This window comes from Streptomyces sp. 130 (assembly GCF_007096885.1).
Classification (GTDB): Bacteria; Actinomycetota; Actinomycetes; order Streptomycetales; family Streptomycetaceae; genus Streptomyces.
Genome location: NZ_VJNO01000028.1, coordinates 81,726 through 96,176, shown reverse-complemented (window position 1 = coordinate 96,176; position 14,451 = coordinate 81,726). Strand labels below are relative to the sequence as shown.

General features: G+C 72.8%; 13 protein-coding genes. 12 read left to right on the top strand and 1 reads right to left on the bottom strand.

Translation table 11 applies throughout. The annotated features are described in order from the left end of the window. Positions 1-73 precede the first annotated feature (73 nt). From FKN01_RS22660 to FKN01_RS22620, 9 genes are all read left to right on the top strand, one after another. Positions 74-1,240, top strand: a complete 1,167-nt coding sequence (locus tag FKN01_RS22660) for a MalY/PatB family protein (protein WP_143623468.1) — start codon at positions 74-76, stop codon at positions 1,238-1,240. Positions 1,241-1,285: 45 nt separating this feature from the next. Next, a complete protein-coding gene (locus FKN01_RS22655; protein WP_143623466.1) occupies positions 1,286-2,806 on the top strand; it encodes an MFS transporter in 1,521 nt (506 codons plus the stop codon). Positions 2,807-2,894: 88 nt separating this feature from the next. Then, a complete protein-coding gene (locus FKN01_RS22650; RefSeq protein ID WP_143623464.1) occupies positions 2,895-3,308 on the top strand; it encodes a DUF3151 domain-containing protein in 414 nt (137 codons plus the stop codon). Between the two features lie 157 nt (positions 3,309-3,465). After that, on the top strand, positions 3,466-4,314 hold the full coding sequence (locus FKN01_RS22645; RefSeq protein ID WP_143623462.1) for a tryptophan 2,3-dioxygenase family protein: 849 nt from the start codon (positions 3,466-3,468) through the stop codon (positions 4,312-4,314). Continuing rightward, entirely contained in the window at positions 4,307-5,503 is a 1,197-nt protein-coding gene (gene kynU, locus FKN01_RS22640; RefSeq protein ID WP_143623460.1) for a kynureninase, read from the top strand. The genes FKN01_RS22645 and kynU overlap by 8 nt, the downstream gene beginning before the upstream one ends. Positions 5,504-5,691: 188 nt before the next feature. Beyond that, the gene (locus FKN01_RS22635; RefSeq protein WP_143623458.1) at positions 5,692-6,567 is read left to right on the top strand and encodes a S9 family peptidase; all 876 of its coding nucleotides are present in this window, start codon (positions 5,692-5,694) and stop codon (positions 6,565-6,567) included. A 94-nt stretch (positions 6,568-6,661) separates the two neighbouring features. After that, positions 6,662-7,972, top strand: a complete 1,311-nt coding sequence (locus tag FKN01_RS22630; protein ID WP_185992944.1) for a sensor histidine kinase — start codon at positions 6,662-6,664, stop codon at positions 7,970-7,972. Beyond that, positions 7,969-8,649, top strand: a complete 681-nt coding sequence (locus FKN01_RS22625) for a response regulator transcription factor (protein WP_143623456.1) — start codon at positions 7,969-7,971, stop codon at positions 8,647-8,649. The genes FKN01_RS22630 and FKN01_RS22625 overlap by 4 nt, the downstream gene beginning before the upstream one ends. Positions 8,650-8,672: 23 nt before the next feature. Further along, a complete protein-coding gene (locus tag FKN01_RS22620) occupies positions 8,673-9,896 on the top strand; it encodes a cytochrome P450 (protein ID WP_143623454.1) in 1,224 nt (407 codons plus the stop codon). Between the two features lie 53 nt (positions 9,897-9,949). Here the strand turns inward: FKN01_RS22620 and FKN01_RS22615 are convergent, their stop codons facing one another. Beyond that, positions 9,950-10,807, bottom strand: coding sequence for a diacylglycerol kinase (locus FKN01_RS22615; RefSeq protein WP_143623452.1), 858 nt, complete (start codon positions 10,805-10,807; stop codon positions 9,950-9,952). Positions 10,808-10,993: 186 nt separating this feature from the next. Between FKN01_RS22615 and FKN01_RS22610 the strand changes: the two genes are divergently transcribed. From FKN01_RS22610 to FKN01_RS22600, 3 genes are all read left to right on the top strand, one after another. Then, positions 10,994-12,277: an adenylosuccinate synthase gene (locus FKN01_RS22610; protein ID WP_143623450.1), complete on the top strand. Its 1,284-nt coding sequence runs from the start codon at positions 10,994-10,996 to the stop codon at positions 12,275-12,277. A gap of 194 nt (positions 12,278-12,471) precedes the next feature. After that, positions 12,472-13,362 carry a glycoside hydrolase family 19 protein gene (locus tag FKN01_RS22605; RefSeq protein ID WP_398932973.1) on the top strand — a complete coding sequence of 297 codons (891 nt, stop codon included), beginning with the start codon at positions 12,472-12,474 and terminating at the stop codon, positions 13,360-13,362. Between the two features lie 187 nt (positions 13,363-13,549). Continuing rightward, positions 13,550-14,446, top strand: a complete 897-nt coding sequence (locus FKN01_RS22600) for a glycoside hydrolase family 19 protein (protein WP_143623446.1) — start codon at positions 13,550-13,552, stop codon at positions 14,444-14,446. Positions 14,447-14,451 lie beyond the last annotated feature (5 nt).

Here is a 14,451-nt window from a genome sequence, read left to right as displayed (position 1 = left end):
GGGCCCGGCACCCCTCGGGGTGCCGGGCCCACGGCATGTCCGGACCCGCCACGCACGACCCGAGGGAACAGCTGTGAGTACGTCCTACGACTTCGACACCGTGACCGACCGCCGAGGGACCTGGTGCGTCCAGTGGGACGGCGTCGCGGACCGCTTCGGGGTGGACGGGCTGCTGCCGTTCACCATCTCCGACATGGACTTCGAGACCGCCCCCGAGGTGCTGGCCGCCCTGCGGGCCCGCCTCGAACACGGCGTACTCGGTTACACGGACTGGCGGCTGGGCGACTTCCGGGAGGCCGTCGCCCACTGGTACGCGACGCGGTACGGCACCGCGATCGACACCGGGAGCCTGGTCTACGGCCCGTCCGTGCTCAGCCAGCTCTCCCAGCTGCTCCAGATGTGGACGGCCGAGGGCGACGGCGTCGTCCTGCACACGCCCACGTACGACGGCTTCCGCAAGGCGGTCCTCGGGCTCGGGCGCGAGCTGCGGGGCGTGCCGCTGGGAGACACGGACGCGCTGGAACGGGAGCTCGCGCGGCCGGACAGCAAGGTCCTCGTGGTCTGCTCCCCGCACAACCCGTCCGGGCGGGTGTGGACGGAGGAGGAGCTCGCCGGGATGGCCGAGCTCGCCGCGCGCCATGGCGTGGCCGTGATCAGCGACGAGATCCACGCGGACTTCGTGCACGACGGGCGCCCGCACGTGCCGTGGAGCCGGGTGGGCGGCGAAGCGCGCTGGGCGGTCGTCACCTCGGCCTCGAAGTCGTTCAACTTCCCGGCGCTGACCGGCTCGTACGGCCTCATCGGGCGGCCGGAGGACCGGACCGAGTACCTGCGCCGGATGGAGACGGCGGAGGGCCTCGCCTCACCGGCGGTGCTCTCGCTGACCGCGCACATCGCCGCGTACCGGGAGGGCGGGCCGTGGCTGGACGCGGTACGCGCGTACGTCGCCGAGAACCTGGCCCTGGTCGCGGAGCGGCTGAACACCGCGTTCCCCGCCCTGGAGTGGGAGCCGCCGCAGGCCGGGTACCTGGCCTGGATCGATGTGCGGCGCGCGGGCGTGCGGGACGACGAGGCGTTGCAACGCGTCCTGATCGAGCGGGAGCGCGTCGCGGTGATGCCGGGCAGCACGTACGGGGCCGAGGGCTTCGTGCGGCTCAACGTGGGGTGCGCGCGGAGCAAGGCCGAGGCCGGGCTCGACGCGCTGATCCGGGGCATCGAGGCGGTCCGGGCCGGCGCCTGAGGGCTCCCGGTGGCCCTTCGGCCGGGAGGCGACGATGCTGAGGCCATGGAGAAGAGCGAGGCGGACGGGCCCGCGATCCGGGTGGCCTCCCCCGGCGGGCGCTGGGTCGTCCTGACGACGGTGCTCGGGTCGAGCATGGCCATGCTCGACTCCACCGTCATCAACGTCGCCCTGCCCCGCATCGGCGACGACCTGGGCACCGACCTGGCCGCGCTCCAGTGGACCGTCAACGCCTACATGCTGACCCTGGCGGGGCTGATCCTGCTCGGCGGGGCGCTCGGCGACCGCTACGGGCGGCGCCGGGTCTTCGTGGCCGGCGTCATCTGGTTCGCCGCCGCATCACTGGTCTGCGGCCTCGCGCCGAACGCCCCCGTCCTCATCGCCGCCCGCGCCCTCCAGGGGGTCGGCGGCGCGCTGCTGACGCCCGGCTCGCTGGCCCTCATCCAGGCGAGCTTCCACCCCGACGACCGGGCCCGCGCGGTCGGGCTCTGGTCCGGGTTCGGCGGGGTCGGCGCCGCCGTGGGGCCCTTCCTGGGCGGCTGGCTCGTCGACGGGCCGGGCTGGCGCTGGGTGTTCCTGCTCAACCTGCCGCTCGCCGCCGTCTGCGTGCCCGTCGCGCTGCGCCACGTACCGGAGTCCCGGGACCCGGACGCCCAGGGGCGCTTCGATGTCGCCGGGGCGGCTCTCGGGGCCCTCGCGCTGGCGCTGGTGACGTACGCGCTGATCGGCGCGCCGGAGCAGGGTGCCTCCCCGGCAGTGACCGGGTCGGCGGCGGGCGGGGTGCTCCTCGGCGCCGCCTTCGTCCGGCTCGAACGGCGGCGGGCGCATCCGATGCTGCCGCCCTCGGTGTTCGCGTCCCGCCGGTTCACCGCCGTCAACGTCGTCACCCTGTGCGTGTACGCGGCGCTCGGCGGCTACTTCTTCCTCTCCGCGATCCAGCTCCAGGTCGTCGCCGGGTACTCCGCGCTGGGCGCCGGCACCGCGCTGCTGCCGACCACCCTCCTGATGCTGCTGTTCTCGGCCGCGTCGGGCGAGCTGGGCCAGCGCATCGGCCCGCGCATCCCGCTCACCGCCGGACCGCTGACCGCCGCCGCCGGCATGCTGCTGATGCTGCGCGTGGGGCCGGGCTCGAACTCGGTCACGGGCTACCTGACCGACGTGCTGCCCGCCGTGGCCGTCCTGGGCGTCGGGCTCGTCATCGTCGTGGCGCCCCTCACCGCGACCGTCCTGGCTTCCGTGGAGACCGGCCGGGCCGGGCTCGCCAGCGGCATCAACAACGCCGCCGCACGCGCCGCAGGGCTCATCGCGGTGGCCGCGCTGCCGCTGCTCGCCGGCATGGGGCCGGAGGCGTACCGGGACGCGGGGGAGTTCGCCGCGACGTTCCGGCGGGCGATGCCGATGTGCGCCGGGCTGCTGGTGCTCGGCGCGCTGATCGCCTGGGCGACCGTACGCACACCCGCCCCCGCGCACGACACCGCGCGGCCCGAGTGCGCGATGCACTGCGGCGTCACGAGCCCGCCACTGGAACCCGAGCCGGAGACCGGCCCGCCGGGCACCGCGGGCTGAAGGGCGCGGCGAGTCGCGAGGCACGGGCCGGGGCGGGATTCGCGCCCACCCGGTCCGCGGCGGGCCCCGTGCCAGGCACACTGGGAGCATGTCGATCCACGAGAACCTGCTCGGGGGCCCGCCCCCGACCCACCTGCCCGACGACCCGGAGCCGCGCGAACTGCTCGCCGCGGGCACCGCGCCCGCCGACGTCGCCGCGAAGTACCCGACCTCCTCGCTGGCCTGGGCGCAGCTCGCCGACGAGGCGTTCGAGGGCGGCCGGGTCATCGAGTCGTACGCCTACGCACGCACCGGCTACCACCGCGGCCTCGACGCGCTGCGCCGGGCCGGCTGGAAGGGCCACGGCCCCGTGCCGTTCGAGCACGAGCCGAACCGGGGCTTCCTGCGCGCCCTGCACGCCCTCGCACGGGCCGCGCAGGCCATCGGCGAGCAGGAGGAGTACGAGCGCTGCTCGGCGTTCCTGCGCGACTCCTCGCCGACCGCCGCCCAGACCCTCGGCTAGCCGGCGCCGTACCGCAGGCCCCGCAGCCCCGCATCCGGGACTGCGGGGCCTGCGCGTGTCCCGAGGTGGTGTTTAGTATGCGATCAGGGGACCGGGGCTCCACTTCCGAACGGAAGGGGCGGACCGCTACCCGGAAGCTCGTGTCGAGGAGACAGCGATGTCGACGATCCACCCCGACCCCGAAGCCACCGGTGCGGCGACCCCGCACCTCGACTTCGCGGGCACGACTCCGTACGAGGACTACGTCCAGGCGGATGTCCTGACCCACCTCCAGCACCTCCGCTCGGACGATCCCGGCGAGATGGTCTTCCTGGTCACCACCCAGGTCATGGAGCTGTGGTTCACCGTCATCGTCCATGAGTGGGAGACCGCCGCGCACGCGATGCGCGAGGACCGCCTGGACGTCGCGCAGGACGCGCTGAAGCGGTCACTGCGCGAGCTGGAGGCCCTGAACGCCTCCTGGACGCCGCTCGCCCAGCTGACGCCCGCCCAGTTCAACTCCTACCGGTCCTCGCTCGGCGAGGGTTCCGGTTTCCAGTCGGCGATGTACCGGCGGATGGAGTTCCTGCTGGGCGACAAGTCCGCGTCCATGCTGGTGCCGCACCGCGGCGCGCCCCGCGTCCACGCGGAGCTGGAGAAGGCCCTCGCGGAGCCCGGCCTGTACGACGAGGCCCTCGCCCTGCTCGCCCGGCGCGGGCACGCGATCCCTCAGGCCGTGCTCGGCCGGGACCTGACGCAGAAGTACGAGCCGTCGCCCGAGGTCGAGGCCGTCTGGGCGGAGGTCTACGCCAACCCGGACCAGAACGACGAGCTGGTCCGCCTCGGCGAGGTGCTCACCGATGTGGGCGAGCTGGTGTGGCGATGGCGCAACGACCATCTCCTCGCGACCCGGCGGGCCATGGGCTCGAAGACCGGCACCGGCGGCTCGGCGGGGGTGGCCTGGCTGGAGAAGCGCGCCACGAAGAACGTGTTCCCCGAGCTCTGGACGGCCCGCAGCCATGTCTGACCTGCGGGAGCGCGCACAGGCGCTCGACTCCGACGACACCCTCGCGCCGTTGCGCGAGCTGTTCTCCCTCGACGACACCGTCTACCTGGACGGCAACTCGCTCGGCGCGCTGCCGCGCCACGTGCCCGCCCGGGTGCAGGAGGTCCTCACCCGCGAGTGGGGCGAACTGCGCATCCGGTCCTGGGGCGAGAGCGGCTGGTGGACGGCGCCGGAACGGATCGGTGACCGCATCGCCCCGCTCGTCGGCGCGGCGGCCGGTCAGATCGTCGTCGGCGACTCGACCAGCGTGAACGTCTTCAAGGCCCTCGTCGCCGCGACCCGGCTGGCGCCGGAGGGCCGCGACGAGATCCTGGTCGACGCGCAGACGTTCCCCACCGACGGCTACATCGCCGCGTCGGCGGCCCGGATGACCGGCCACCGGATCGTGCCGGTCGCCCCCGCAGGCGTGCCGGACGCGCTGGGCCCGCGGACCGCCGCCGTCCTGCTCAACCACGTCGACTACCGCTCGGGCCGGCTGCACGACCTGCCGGGGCTGACCGCCGCGGTGCGGGCCGCGGGCGCGATCGCCGTCTGGGACCTGTGCCACAGCGCGGGGGCGCTCCCCGTCGGCCTGGACGAGCACGGCGTGGACCTGGCGGTCGGCTGCACGTACAAGTACCTCAACGGCGGCCCCGGTTCGCCCGCCTACCTGTACGTCGCCGAGCGCCACCAGGCGTCCTTCGACTCGCCCCTTCCGGGGTGGACGTCGCATGCCGACCCGTTCGCGATGACGCCCGGTTACACCCCGGCGGACGGCGCGGTGCGGGGCCGGGTCGGCACCCCCGACATCCTGTCCATGCTGACCCTGGAGGCGTCCCTGGACGTCTGGGACGGGGTCGGGATCGAGGCGGTCAGGGCCAAGTCCCTGGCCCTGACGGACTTCTTCCTGGAGTGCGTCGAGGCGTACGCCCCCGAGGGCCGGGTCACCTCGGTGACCCCGGCCGCCCACGCGGAACGGGGCAGCCAGGTCGCGCTGCGGTGCGACGACGCGGAGCCCGTGATGGCCGAGCTGATCGCGCGCGGTGTCGTCGGGGACCTGCGCCGCCCGGATGTGCTGCGGTTCGGTTTCACACCGCTGTACGTGGGGTTCGCGGACGCGGAACGCGCGGCGCGGGTGCTCGCGGAGGTTCTGGGCGCCCCGGCGGCGTAGGCTGCCGCATCCGTCCGGTGACCGGCTCGCCCCGGTCGCCGGACGGCGCCGTGCGGGGGGCTCGCGCGGCGCGGGCTTTCGCGCGGTGCCGGGGTGCCGATTCCCGGTGGGCGGGGCCCTCCACCGTACTGGTACCGTCCCCGCAGGTCAGGCCAGTTGGGCCGGACGACAGGGAGGGTGGGAGCAGGATGTCGGATTCCGCCGCGCGCGAGCGGGACGCCGCCGAGACCGAGTCGGCCTTCTCGCACCCCGCCGTCGCCCCCGACGCGTCCGCCGCCTATGGCGGCCACCCCGACCAGGTCATCGACTTCTACGCCCCGCGCGGGGGCCGCACCGGCGCGCCGGTCGTGGTCGTGCTGCACGGCGGCGCGTGGCGGGCTCCGTACGACCGGGCGCACATGTCGCCGTTCGCCGGTTTCCTGGCCCGGCAAGGGTTCGCCGTGGCCAGCGTGGAGTACCGGCGCGGCAGCGAGCTTCCGCAGCAGCGCGGCACCGGCCCGGTCGCGGGGCGCTGGCCGGAGACCTTCGACGACGTCGCCGCGGCGATGGACGCGCTGCCGGAGCTGCTGGCGCGGGAGCTGCCGGCGGCGGACGTCCGCCGGATCGTGGTCACCGGGCACTCGGCGGGCGGACAGCTGGCCCTGTGGGCCGCCGCCCGGCACGTGCTGCCGGAGGGGTCGCCGTGGCGGCTCGCCGCGCCGCCCGCGCTGCGCGGTGTGGTGGCGCTCGCGCCGGTCGCGGACTTCGGCTCGGCGGTCGCCCTCGACGTGTGCTCGGGGGCGATCGGGCAGCTTCTGGGGCCTGCGGAGGACTTCGCCGAGCGGAGCGGCCACGCCGACCCGTCCCGGCTGCTGCCCACCGGTATCGCGACGGTGGTCGTCCAGGGCACGACGGACCTCACGGTGCCGGCGGCGGTCGCCGAGGCGTTCGTGGACGCGGCGGCCAAGGAGGGCGAGACGGTGGGGCTGACCCTGCTCCCGGACGTCGGCCACTTCCCGCTGATCGACCCGGCCGCCGACGCGTGCGCGGTGGTCGCCGAGGAGATCGCCCAGCTCGCCTGGTAGGGGCCTCGCGGCGGCGCGTAGTACTTGCGACGGACGGCCGGGAATCCGCTTCACTGCTGACGACCCGGCCCGGCGCCCCGCCTACCGTTGAGGCGTGACCGAGACCAGGACCAGAAGCCCGGAGCTACGGCTCGCCGCCCGTGCGATGGACGACCTCCGGGAAGACCTCTTCGAGGACGCCTTCGCCTACCGGCCGATGCCGCCGATGAGCACGGACGGGCCCCTGACGAGGCGGCTGCCGCGGCGGCTCGCGGCACGGGCCGCGTGGACCCCGCACGCGGCGGTGCTGGGCGCCGCGCTGATCACCTTCATGGCGGGGTTCACCGCGACCGGCAACGCCGGCGTCCTGCTGTCCGGGCTGCTGCCCGCCGTCTGTGTCGCGATGACGCTGATCCGGCCGGTCGGGGCGTTCTGGATGTCGATGGTTCTGGTGCCGGTGGACGTGGTGGTGGGCGGTTACGAACCGTGGGCGCCGAGCGCCTTCATCTCCCACCTCGTGGTGCTGTTCGTCGTCGCGGCCAGGACCCGGCCGCGCACCGCCGCCTGGATGTGGGTGCTCACGCTGCTGCTGGGCCTCGTCGTGGAGGGCGTCGTCACCGGCGGGGCCGGCGGGCCGAACACCGCGGGCATGGCGGTGGTCTCGGCGTTCGCGCTGCTCGTGGTGAGCATGGTCCAGGTCCGGCGGGAGGCGCAGCGCGAGGTCACCGTGCAGCGCACCGTCACCGCCGTCGAGCGCGACCGGCGCACACTGCTGGAGGAGCGCACCACGATCGCCCGCGAACTCCACGACGTGGTCGCCCACCACATGTCCGTCGTCGCCATCCAGGCCGAGGCCGCCCCGTACCGGGTGGAGAACCCGCCGCCGGAGCTGGAGCAGGTGTTCGTCACGATCCGGGAGAACGCCGTGGCCGCGCTCACCGAACTGCGCCGGGTCCTCGGCGTCGTACGGGCCGACGACTACGAGGCACCGGACGGGCCGCAGCCCACCCTCGCCGACCTCGACCGGCTGCTCGCCAACGTCGGGGACGCGGGCCTGGTGACCGAGAAGGCGGTGACCGGCGCGGTCCGCGAACTGCCCCAGGGCGTCGAGCTGTCGGCGTACCGGATCATCCAGGAGGCCCTCAGCAACAGCCTGCGGCACGCCCCGGGCGCCACGGCCAGGGTCGAGCTCGGCTACGTCCTCGGCGGCCTGGGCCTGCGCGTGGTCAACGGACCCCCGACCGCCCCGGTGAAGCCGTCGCCGGGGGCCGGGCACGGGATCACCGGGATGCGGGAGCGGGTCGCGATGCTGAACGGCGAGATGACCGCCGAGCCCACCGAGGACGGCGGCTACGAGGTCACCGCCTTCATCCCGGCCCAGCAGACGGCGCCCGGTGCGTCCGGCGTCTTCGAGGAGCAGGCATGACGACGCAGCCCGCCGCCCCGCCGATCCGGGTCCTGATCGCGGACGACCAGATGATGGTCCGCGAGGGCTTCTCGGTCCTGCTCAACGCCATGCCGGGCATCGAGGTCGTCGGCGAGGCGGTGAACGGCCGCGAAGCCGTTTCCCAGGTCACCGCCCTGCGCCCCGACGTGGTGCTGATGGACATCCGCATGCCGGAGCTCAACGGCATCGAGGCGACCCGCGAGATCGTCGCCGCGGACGCGGACGCGAAGGTCCTCGTCCTGACCACCTTCGACCTCGACGAATACGTCTACCAGGCCCTGCGCGCGGGGGCCTCCGGCTTCCTCCTCAAGGACGCCTCGGCCCGCCGGCTCGCCGACGGCGTCCGTGTGGTCGCCTCCGGCGAGGCGCTGCTGGCCCCCACCGTGACCCGGCGCCTGATCACCGAGTTCTCCCGGCTCGCCTCGGCGCCCCGCACCCCGGCCCTGGCCCGGGTCGGCGACCTCACCGAGCGCGAGACCGAGGTGCTCGTCCTCATCGCCCAGGGCCTGTCGAACGCGGAGATCGCCGGACACCTGGTCGTCGCCGAGTCGACCATCAAGACCCATGTGAGCCGCATCCTGGTCAAACTCGGCCTCCGCGACCGCACCCAGGCCGCCGTCTTCGCCTACGAGGCCCGCCTGGTCACCCCCTCCTGAGCACCGTGGTCTAGCGTCGGCCCATGGAACAGCCCAGCACCTCCCCCGCCCCGTTCGACCCGTGGTCGGCGGCCTTCGTCGCCGACCCGTATCCCGCCTACGCCGAGCTGCGGGCCACCGGCCGTGCGCACTACTTCGAGGCCACCGGCCAATGGCTCGTCCCGCACCACGCCGATGTGTCGGCCCTGCTGCGCGACCGGCGGCTGGGGCGCACCTACCTCCACCGGTTCACGCACGAGGAGTTCGGCCGGACACCGCCGCCCCCGGAGCACGAGCCGTTCGAGACGCTCAACGGGCAGGGGCTGCTGGACCTCGAACCGCCGGACCACACCCGCATCCGGCGCCTGGTGTCCAAGGCGTTCACCCCGCGCACCGTCGAACAGCTCGTCCCGACCGTCCAGCGGCTGGCCGCCGGACTCGTGGACGACTTCGTCGAGCGGGGCGGGGGCGACCTGCTGACCGCCGTCGCCGAGCCGTTGCCCGTCGCCGTGATCGCCGAGATGCTCGGCATCCCGGAGTCCGACCGGGCCCCGCTGCGGCCCTGGTCCGCGGCGATCTGCGGGATGTTCGAGCTCAACCCGTCGGAGGAGACCGCCCGCGCCGCCGTCCGTGCCTCCCTCGAGTTCTCCGCGTATCTGCGCGAGCTGATCGCCGAGCGGCGCGCGCGCCCGGGCACCGACCTCATCTCCGCCCTCGTCGCCGCCCACGACGCGGGCGAGCGGCTGACCGAGCAGGAGATGGTTTCCACCTGTGTCCTCCTTCTGAACGCAGGGCACGAGGCGACCGTCAACACCACGGTCAACGGCTGGTGGACACTGCTGCGCCACCCCGGGCAACTGGCCGCCCTCCGCGCCGACCACGGGCTCGTGCCCACGGCGCTGGAAGAACTGATGCGGTACGACACCCCCCTCCAGATGTTCGAGCGCTGGGTCCTGGACGACATCGAGATCGACGGCACGGTCATCCCACGGGGCTCCGAGGTCGCGCTGCTCTTCGGGTCCGCCAACCGCGACCCCGCCCGTTTCGCGGCCCCGGACACCCTGGACCTCGCCCGGCGGGAGAACCCGCACATCACCTTCGGCGCCGGTATCCACTTCTGCCTGGGCGCCCCGCTCGCCCGGGTCGAGCTGGCCGCCTCCTTCGGCGAGCTGCTGCGCAGGGCACCCGGTCTGCGCCTGGCCGCCGAGCCCGAGTGGAACCCGGGCTACGTCATCAGGGGCCTGAAGGAGCTGCGGGTCGAGGTGTGAGCCCGCCGGCGCGCCCGCCGCCCCTTCCGGCGCCGCTCCTTCCGCCCCGTCCGCTACCCCGCCGGGAGCATCAGTCCCCAGGCCCCCGCCCGGACCGTCCAGGTCCGGGTCCGCACCGGCCCCGCGACCTGTATGTCCGCCCGGTAGCGGAAGTCCGCCCCCGAGACCGTGACGGCCTTCGCCTCCGTGGTGACCGGCGCGGTGTCCGGCGCGTCGATCGTCACGGCGGCCAGGCCGTCGTCGCCGCAGCCCGACGTCACCGTCACGGAGGCGACGGGGCGGTCGAGGTCGTTCAGCACGACGCCGTCGGCCTCCACGCGCAGCCGGTGCGTCGGCGGCGCGGCGGGCGGTTCCGGAGGCGCGGGGCGCACCAGGGCGCGGACCAGCGAACGGCAGGTGTCCCAGACGGAGGACACCTCCGAGCGGCCGGCCCCCGCGCCGGCGCCGGGGGCCCCGCTCAGCGCGGGGATGCGCAGCGCGCCCAGGACCACACCGTCGCTGTCGTCGACGAGCAGGTCGAGGCGCCGCACAGCGCCGTCCAGCGCCGTGCGCGCCGCCGCCACGGCGCCGTTCGGCACGCCGAGCGAGTGGGCGAGTTCCAGCGCGTCCGACGCGCCGACGGGGATGAGCGACAGCGCGCTCATGGCGGGCTCCCGCTCCCGGTGCAGCAGGGATACGGCGCGCCGCAGCGCCCGGTCGTCGCCGATCACCACCGGCCGCCGGCCGCCCCGGCGGGACAGGGCGCGGGCGAATTCCCCGGGGCTGTCCGGGAGGCAGATCTTGGCGTGCGAGCCCGCGCTCAGCACGTCCTTGGCGATGCGGACGGACTCGCCGTCCGTCCGGCGGGCGACCGGATCGATCACCACCAGCAGGTGGGGCGCACCGTTACCGGAGGGCTGGGCAGCCGACACCTCGGTCCTTCCTCGGGTAGCATCTTGGTGCAAGAGCCCCTTGCGCTATTGCGCCAGGGGTTTCGTCTATTCCGGGGCACCCGGTTCGACGGTTCGGACTGTGCCGTACAACGACGTACGGCATGTACGGCGTTTTCGTACGCCCCCTGACCTTGGACATGCCCCGCCCGGAAGGGGTGTACGCCTGTGCCCGCACTTGTGCTGCTCGGTGCTCAGTGGGGTGACGAGGGCAAGGGAAAGGCCACCGACCTCCTCGGTGGATCCGTGGACTACGTGGTGCGCTACCAGGGCGGCAACAACGCCGGCCACACGGTGGTCGTCGGTGACCAGAAGTACGCACTGCATCTCCTCCCCTCCGGCATCCTGTCACCGGGATGTACCCCGGTCATCGGCAATGGTGTCGTCGTCGACCCGGCGGTCCTGCTCTCCGAGCTGAGTGGGCTGAACGACCGCGGCGTGGACACGTCGAAGCTGCTGATCAGCGGCAACGCTCATTTGATCACTCCGTACAACGTCACCGTCGACAAGGTGACGGAACGCTTCCTCGGGAAGCGCAAGATCGGCACCACCGGGCGCGGCATCGGCCCGACGTACGCCGACAAGATCAACCGGGTCGGCATCCGCGTCCAGGACCTCTACGACGAGTCGATCCTGGAGCAGAAGGTCGAGGCGGCCCTGGAGCAGAAGAACCAGCTCCTGGCCAAGGTCTTCAACCGGCGCGCCATCGAGGCCGGCAAGGTCGTCGAGGACATGCTCCAGTACGCGGAGCAGATCAAGCCCTACGTGGCCGACACGACGCTCGTCCTGAACAACGCCATCGACGCGGGCAAGGTCGTCCTGTTCGAGGGCGGTCAGGGCACGCTGCTCGACGTCGACCACGGCACGTACCCGTTCGTGACCTCCTCGAACCCGACCGCGGGCGGTGCCTGCACCGGTGCCGGTGTCGGTCCGACCAAGATCAGCCGGGTCATCGGCATCCTCAAGGCGTACACGACGCGTGTCGGCGCCGGCCCGTTCCCGACGGAGCTGCACGACGAGGACGGCGAGGCGCTGCGACGGATCGGCGGCGAGCGCGGTGTCACCACCGGCCGTGACCGCCGGTGCGGCTGGTTCGACGCGGTCATCGCGCGGTACGCGACCCGGGTCAACGGCCTGACCGACTTCTTCCTCACCAAGCTGGACGTGCTGACCGGCTGGGAGCAGATCCCGGTGTGTGTCGCGTACGAGATCGACGGCAAGCGCGTCGAGGAGCTTCCGTACAGCCAGACCGACTTCCACCACGCGAAGCCGGTCTACGAGATGCTTCCGGGCTGGTCCGAGGACATCACCAAGGCGAAGACGTTCGCCGACCTGCCGAAGAACGCGCAGGCGTACGTGAAGGCGCTGGAGGAGATGTCCGGCGCCCCGATCTCCGCGATCGGCGTCGGCCCCGGCCGTACCGAGACCATCGAGATCAACTCGTTCCTGTAGTCGTACGGGAGCACAGGAGGGCCGGGGCGGTGGTCGAGCCCCGGCCCTCCGGCATGAGCGCGCTCCTACCGGACGGCTGGTCTAGACCTTGACAGGTCCAGACCAGCGGCGGTTGGGTGCAGGGATGCCCGCACGGCCCGCCTGCCGAGGTGTGCGGCGCACCATGCCCGTCCTCGTCGAAGGAGTGAGCAGCGCTGAACCGCATCAAGAGCATTCTGACCGTACTGAGCGCGGTCGTCGCCACGGCAGGCTTCCTGCCCGCCGCCGCCACCGCCGCACCCGCCGCCTCGGACGCCGCGGGCTCCGCGTCGTGCGCGCCCCTGTGGAACTCGTCGACCGCCTACTCGGCCGGCGGCACGGTCTCGCACCACGGCCGCAACTGGACGGCGAAATGGTGGACGCGGAACGAGAATCCGGGCGCCACCACCGTCTGGGCGGACGCGGGCGCCTGTACGGGAGGGGTTTCCGACTTCGTCATCAGTGAGGCGGAGTTCGACGAGATCTTCCCCGAACGCGACTCCTTCTACACCTACCAGGGCCTGATCGACGCACTGCACGCGTATCCGCGCTTCGCCAACACCGGGACCGAGGAGACCAGGAGCCGGGAGGCCGCGGCCTTCCTGACGCACGCCGACTTCGAATCGGTCGGCCTGCGGTACGTGAAGGAGATCAACGAGGCCAACTACTGGATCAAGTGCGACTACAGCCAGCCGTTCGGCTGTCCCGCCGGCCAGTCCGCCTACTACGGGCGCGGCCCGATCATGTTCAGCTGGAACTTCAACTACAAGGCGGCCGGGGACGCGCTCGGCCTCGACCTGCTCAACGACCCCTGGCTGGTGGAGCGCGATCCGTCCGTCGCCTGGCAGACCGCGCTCTGGTACTGGAACACCCAGAACGGTCCCGGGACCATGACCTCCCACGACGCCATGGTCGGCGGCGCCGGCTTCGGTGAGACCATCCGCTCGCTCAACGGTTCGCTGGAGTGCAACGGCGGAAATCCCGGATCGGTGCAGGCCCGCGCGGCCAAGTACGAGCACATCACGGACGTCATCGGCGTCAATCCCGGGTCTCACCTGACCTGCTGACGCTTCTTCGGGCCCCGGGGCCGGCGCGCTCTGCGCGTCGTGGGCAGGCCCCGGGGTCCGCGCGGCCGAAGAAATTCCGGGTCTGGTCTGGACCTTGACAGGTCCAGACCAAACGCGCTTGAGTGGCGGCAACCCCCCACAGCGGTGCGCCGCGACGATCGGTGCGCCGCGCCGAAGGAGTGTGCAGATGTTCCGACGCCTCATGGGCCTGCTCGCCGCGCTGGGCGCGGTCGTCGCAGGGCTCGTCGTACTCCCCGCCACCACCGCGTCGGCCGCCGACTGCGCGGCCGCCTGGAACGCCTCGTCCGTGTACACGGGCGGTGGCACCGCCTCGTACAACGGGCACAACTGGACCGCCAAATGGTGGACGCAGAACGAGAAGCCGGGCAGCTCGGACGTCTGGGCCGACCAGGGTGCCTGCGGAAGCGGAGGCGGTACGGACCCGGGCGGCCCGGGCTCGTCCACCGGCTTCGTGGTGAGCGAGGCGCAGTTCAACCAGATGTTCCCGAACCGGAACTCGTTCTACACGTACAACGGACTGGTCGCCGCGCTGGGCGCCTATCCGGGCTTCGCCAACACCGGCAGTGACACCGTCAAGAAGCAGGAGGCCGCGGCCTTCCTCGCCAACGTCAGCCACGAGACCGGCGGACTGGTGTACATCGTCGAGCAGAACACCGCCAACTACCCGCACTACTGCGACAGCAGCCAGCCCTACGGCTGCCCGGCGGGCCAGTCCGCGTACTACGGGCGCGGCCCGATCCAGCTCAGCTGGAACTTCAACTACAAGGCCGCGGGTGACGCGCTCGGCATCGATCTGCTGCACAACCCGAACCTGGTGCAGACCGACGCGGCCGTGGCCTGGAAGACCGGCCTCTGGTACTGGAACACCCAGAACGGCCCCGGCACCATGACCGCCCACAACGCCATGGTGAACGGCGCCGGCTTCGGTGAGACGATCCGCTCCATCAACGGTTCGCTGGAGTGCAACGGCGGCAACCCCGCCCAGGTCCAGAGCCGCATCAGCAAGTACCAGGCGTTCGTGCAGATCCTCGGCACCACGGCCGGTTCCAACCTGAGCTGCTGACCTGC

Excerpts from the sequence above, each read along its gene's own strand:
- FKN01_RS22655 (WP_143623466.1), top strand. The coding sequence starts at position 1,286 with ATGGAGAAGAGCGAGGCGGACGGGCCCGCGATCCGGGTGGCCTCCCCC.
- FKN01_RS22650 (WP_143623464.1), top strand. The coding sequence starts at position 2,895 with ATGTCGATCCACGAGAACCTGCTCGGGGGCCCGCCCCCGACCCACCTG.
- FKN01_RS22645 (WP_143623462.1), top strand. The coding sequence starts at position 3,466 with ATGTCGACGATCCACCCCGACCCCGAAGCCACCGGTGCGGCGACCCCG.
- kynU (WP_143623460.1), top strand. The coding sequence starts at position 4,307 with ATGTCTGACCTGCGGGAGCGCGCACAGGCGCTCGACTCCGACGACACC.
- FKN01_RS22635 (WP_143623458.1), top strand. The coding sequence starts at position 5,692 with ATGTCGGATTCCGCCGCGCGCGAGCGGGACGCCGCCGAGACCGAGTCG.
- FKN01_RS22625 (WP_143623456.1), top strand. The coding sequence starts at position 7,969 with ATGACGACGCAGCCCGCCGCCCCGCCGATCCGGGTCCTGATCGCGGAC.
- FKN01_RS22620 (WP_143623454.1), top strand. The coding sequence starts at position 8,673 with ATGGAACAGCCCAGCACCTCCCCCGCCCCGTTCGACCCGTGGTCGGCG.
- FKN01_RS22600 (WP_143623446.1), top strand. The coding sequence starts at position 13,550 with ATGTTCCGACGCCTCATGGGCCTGCTCGCCGCGCTGGGCGCGGTCGTC.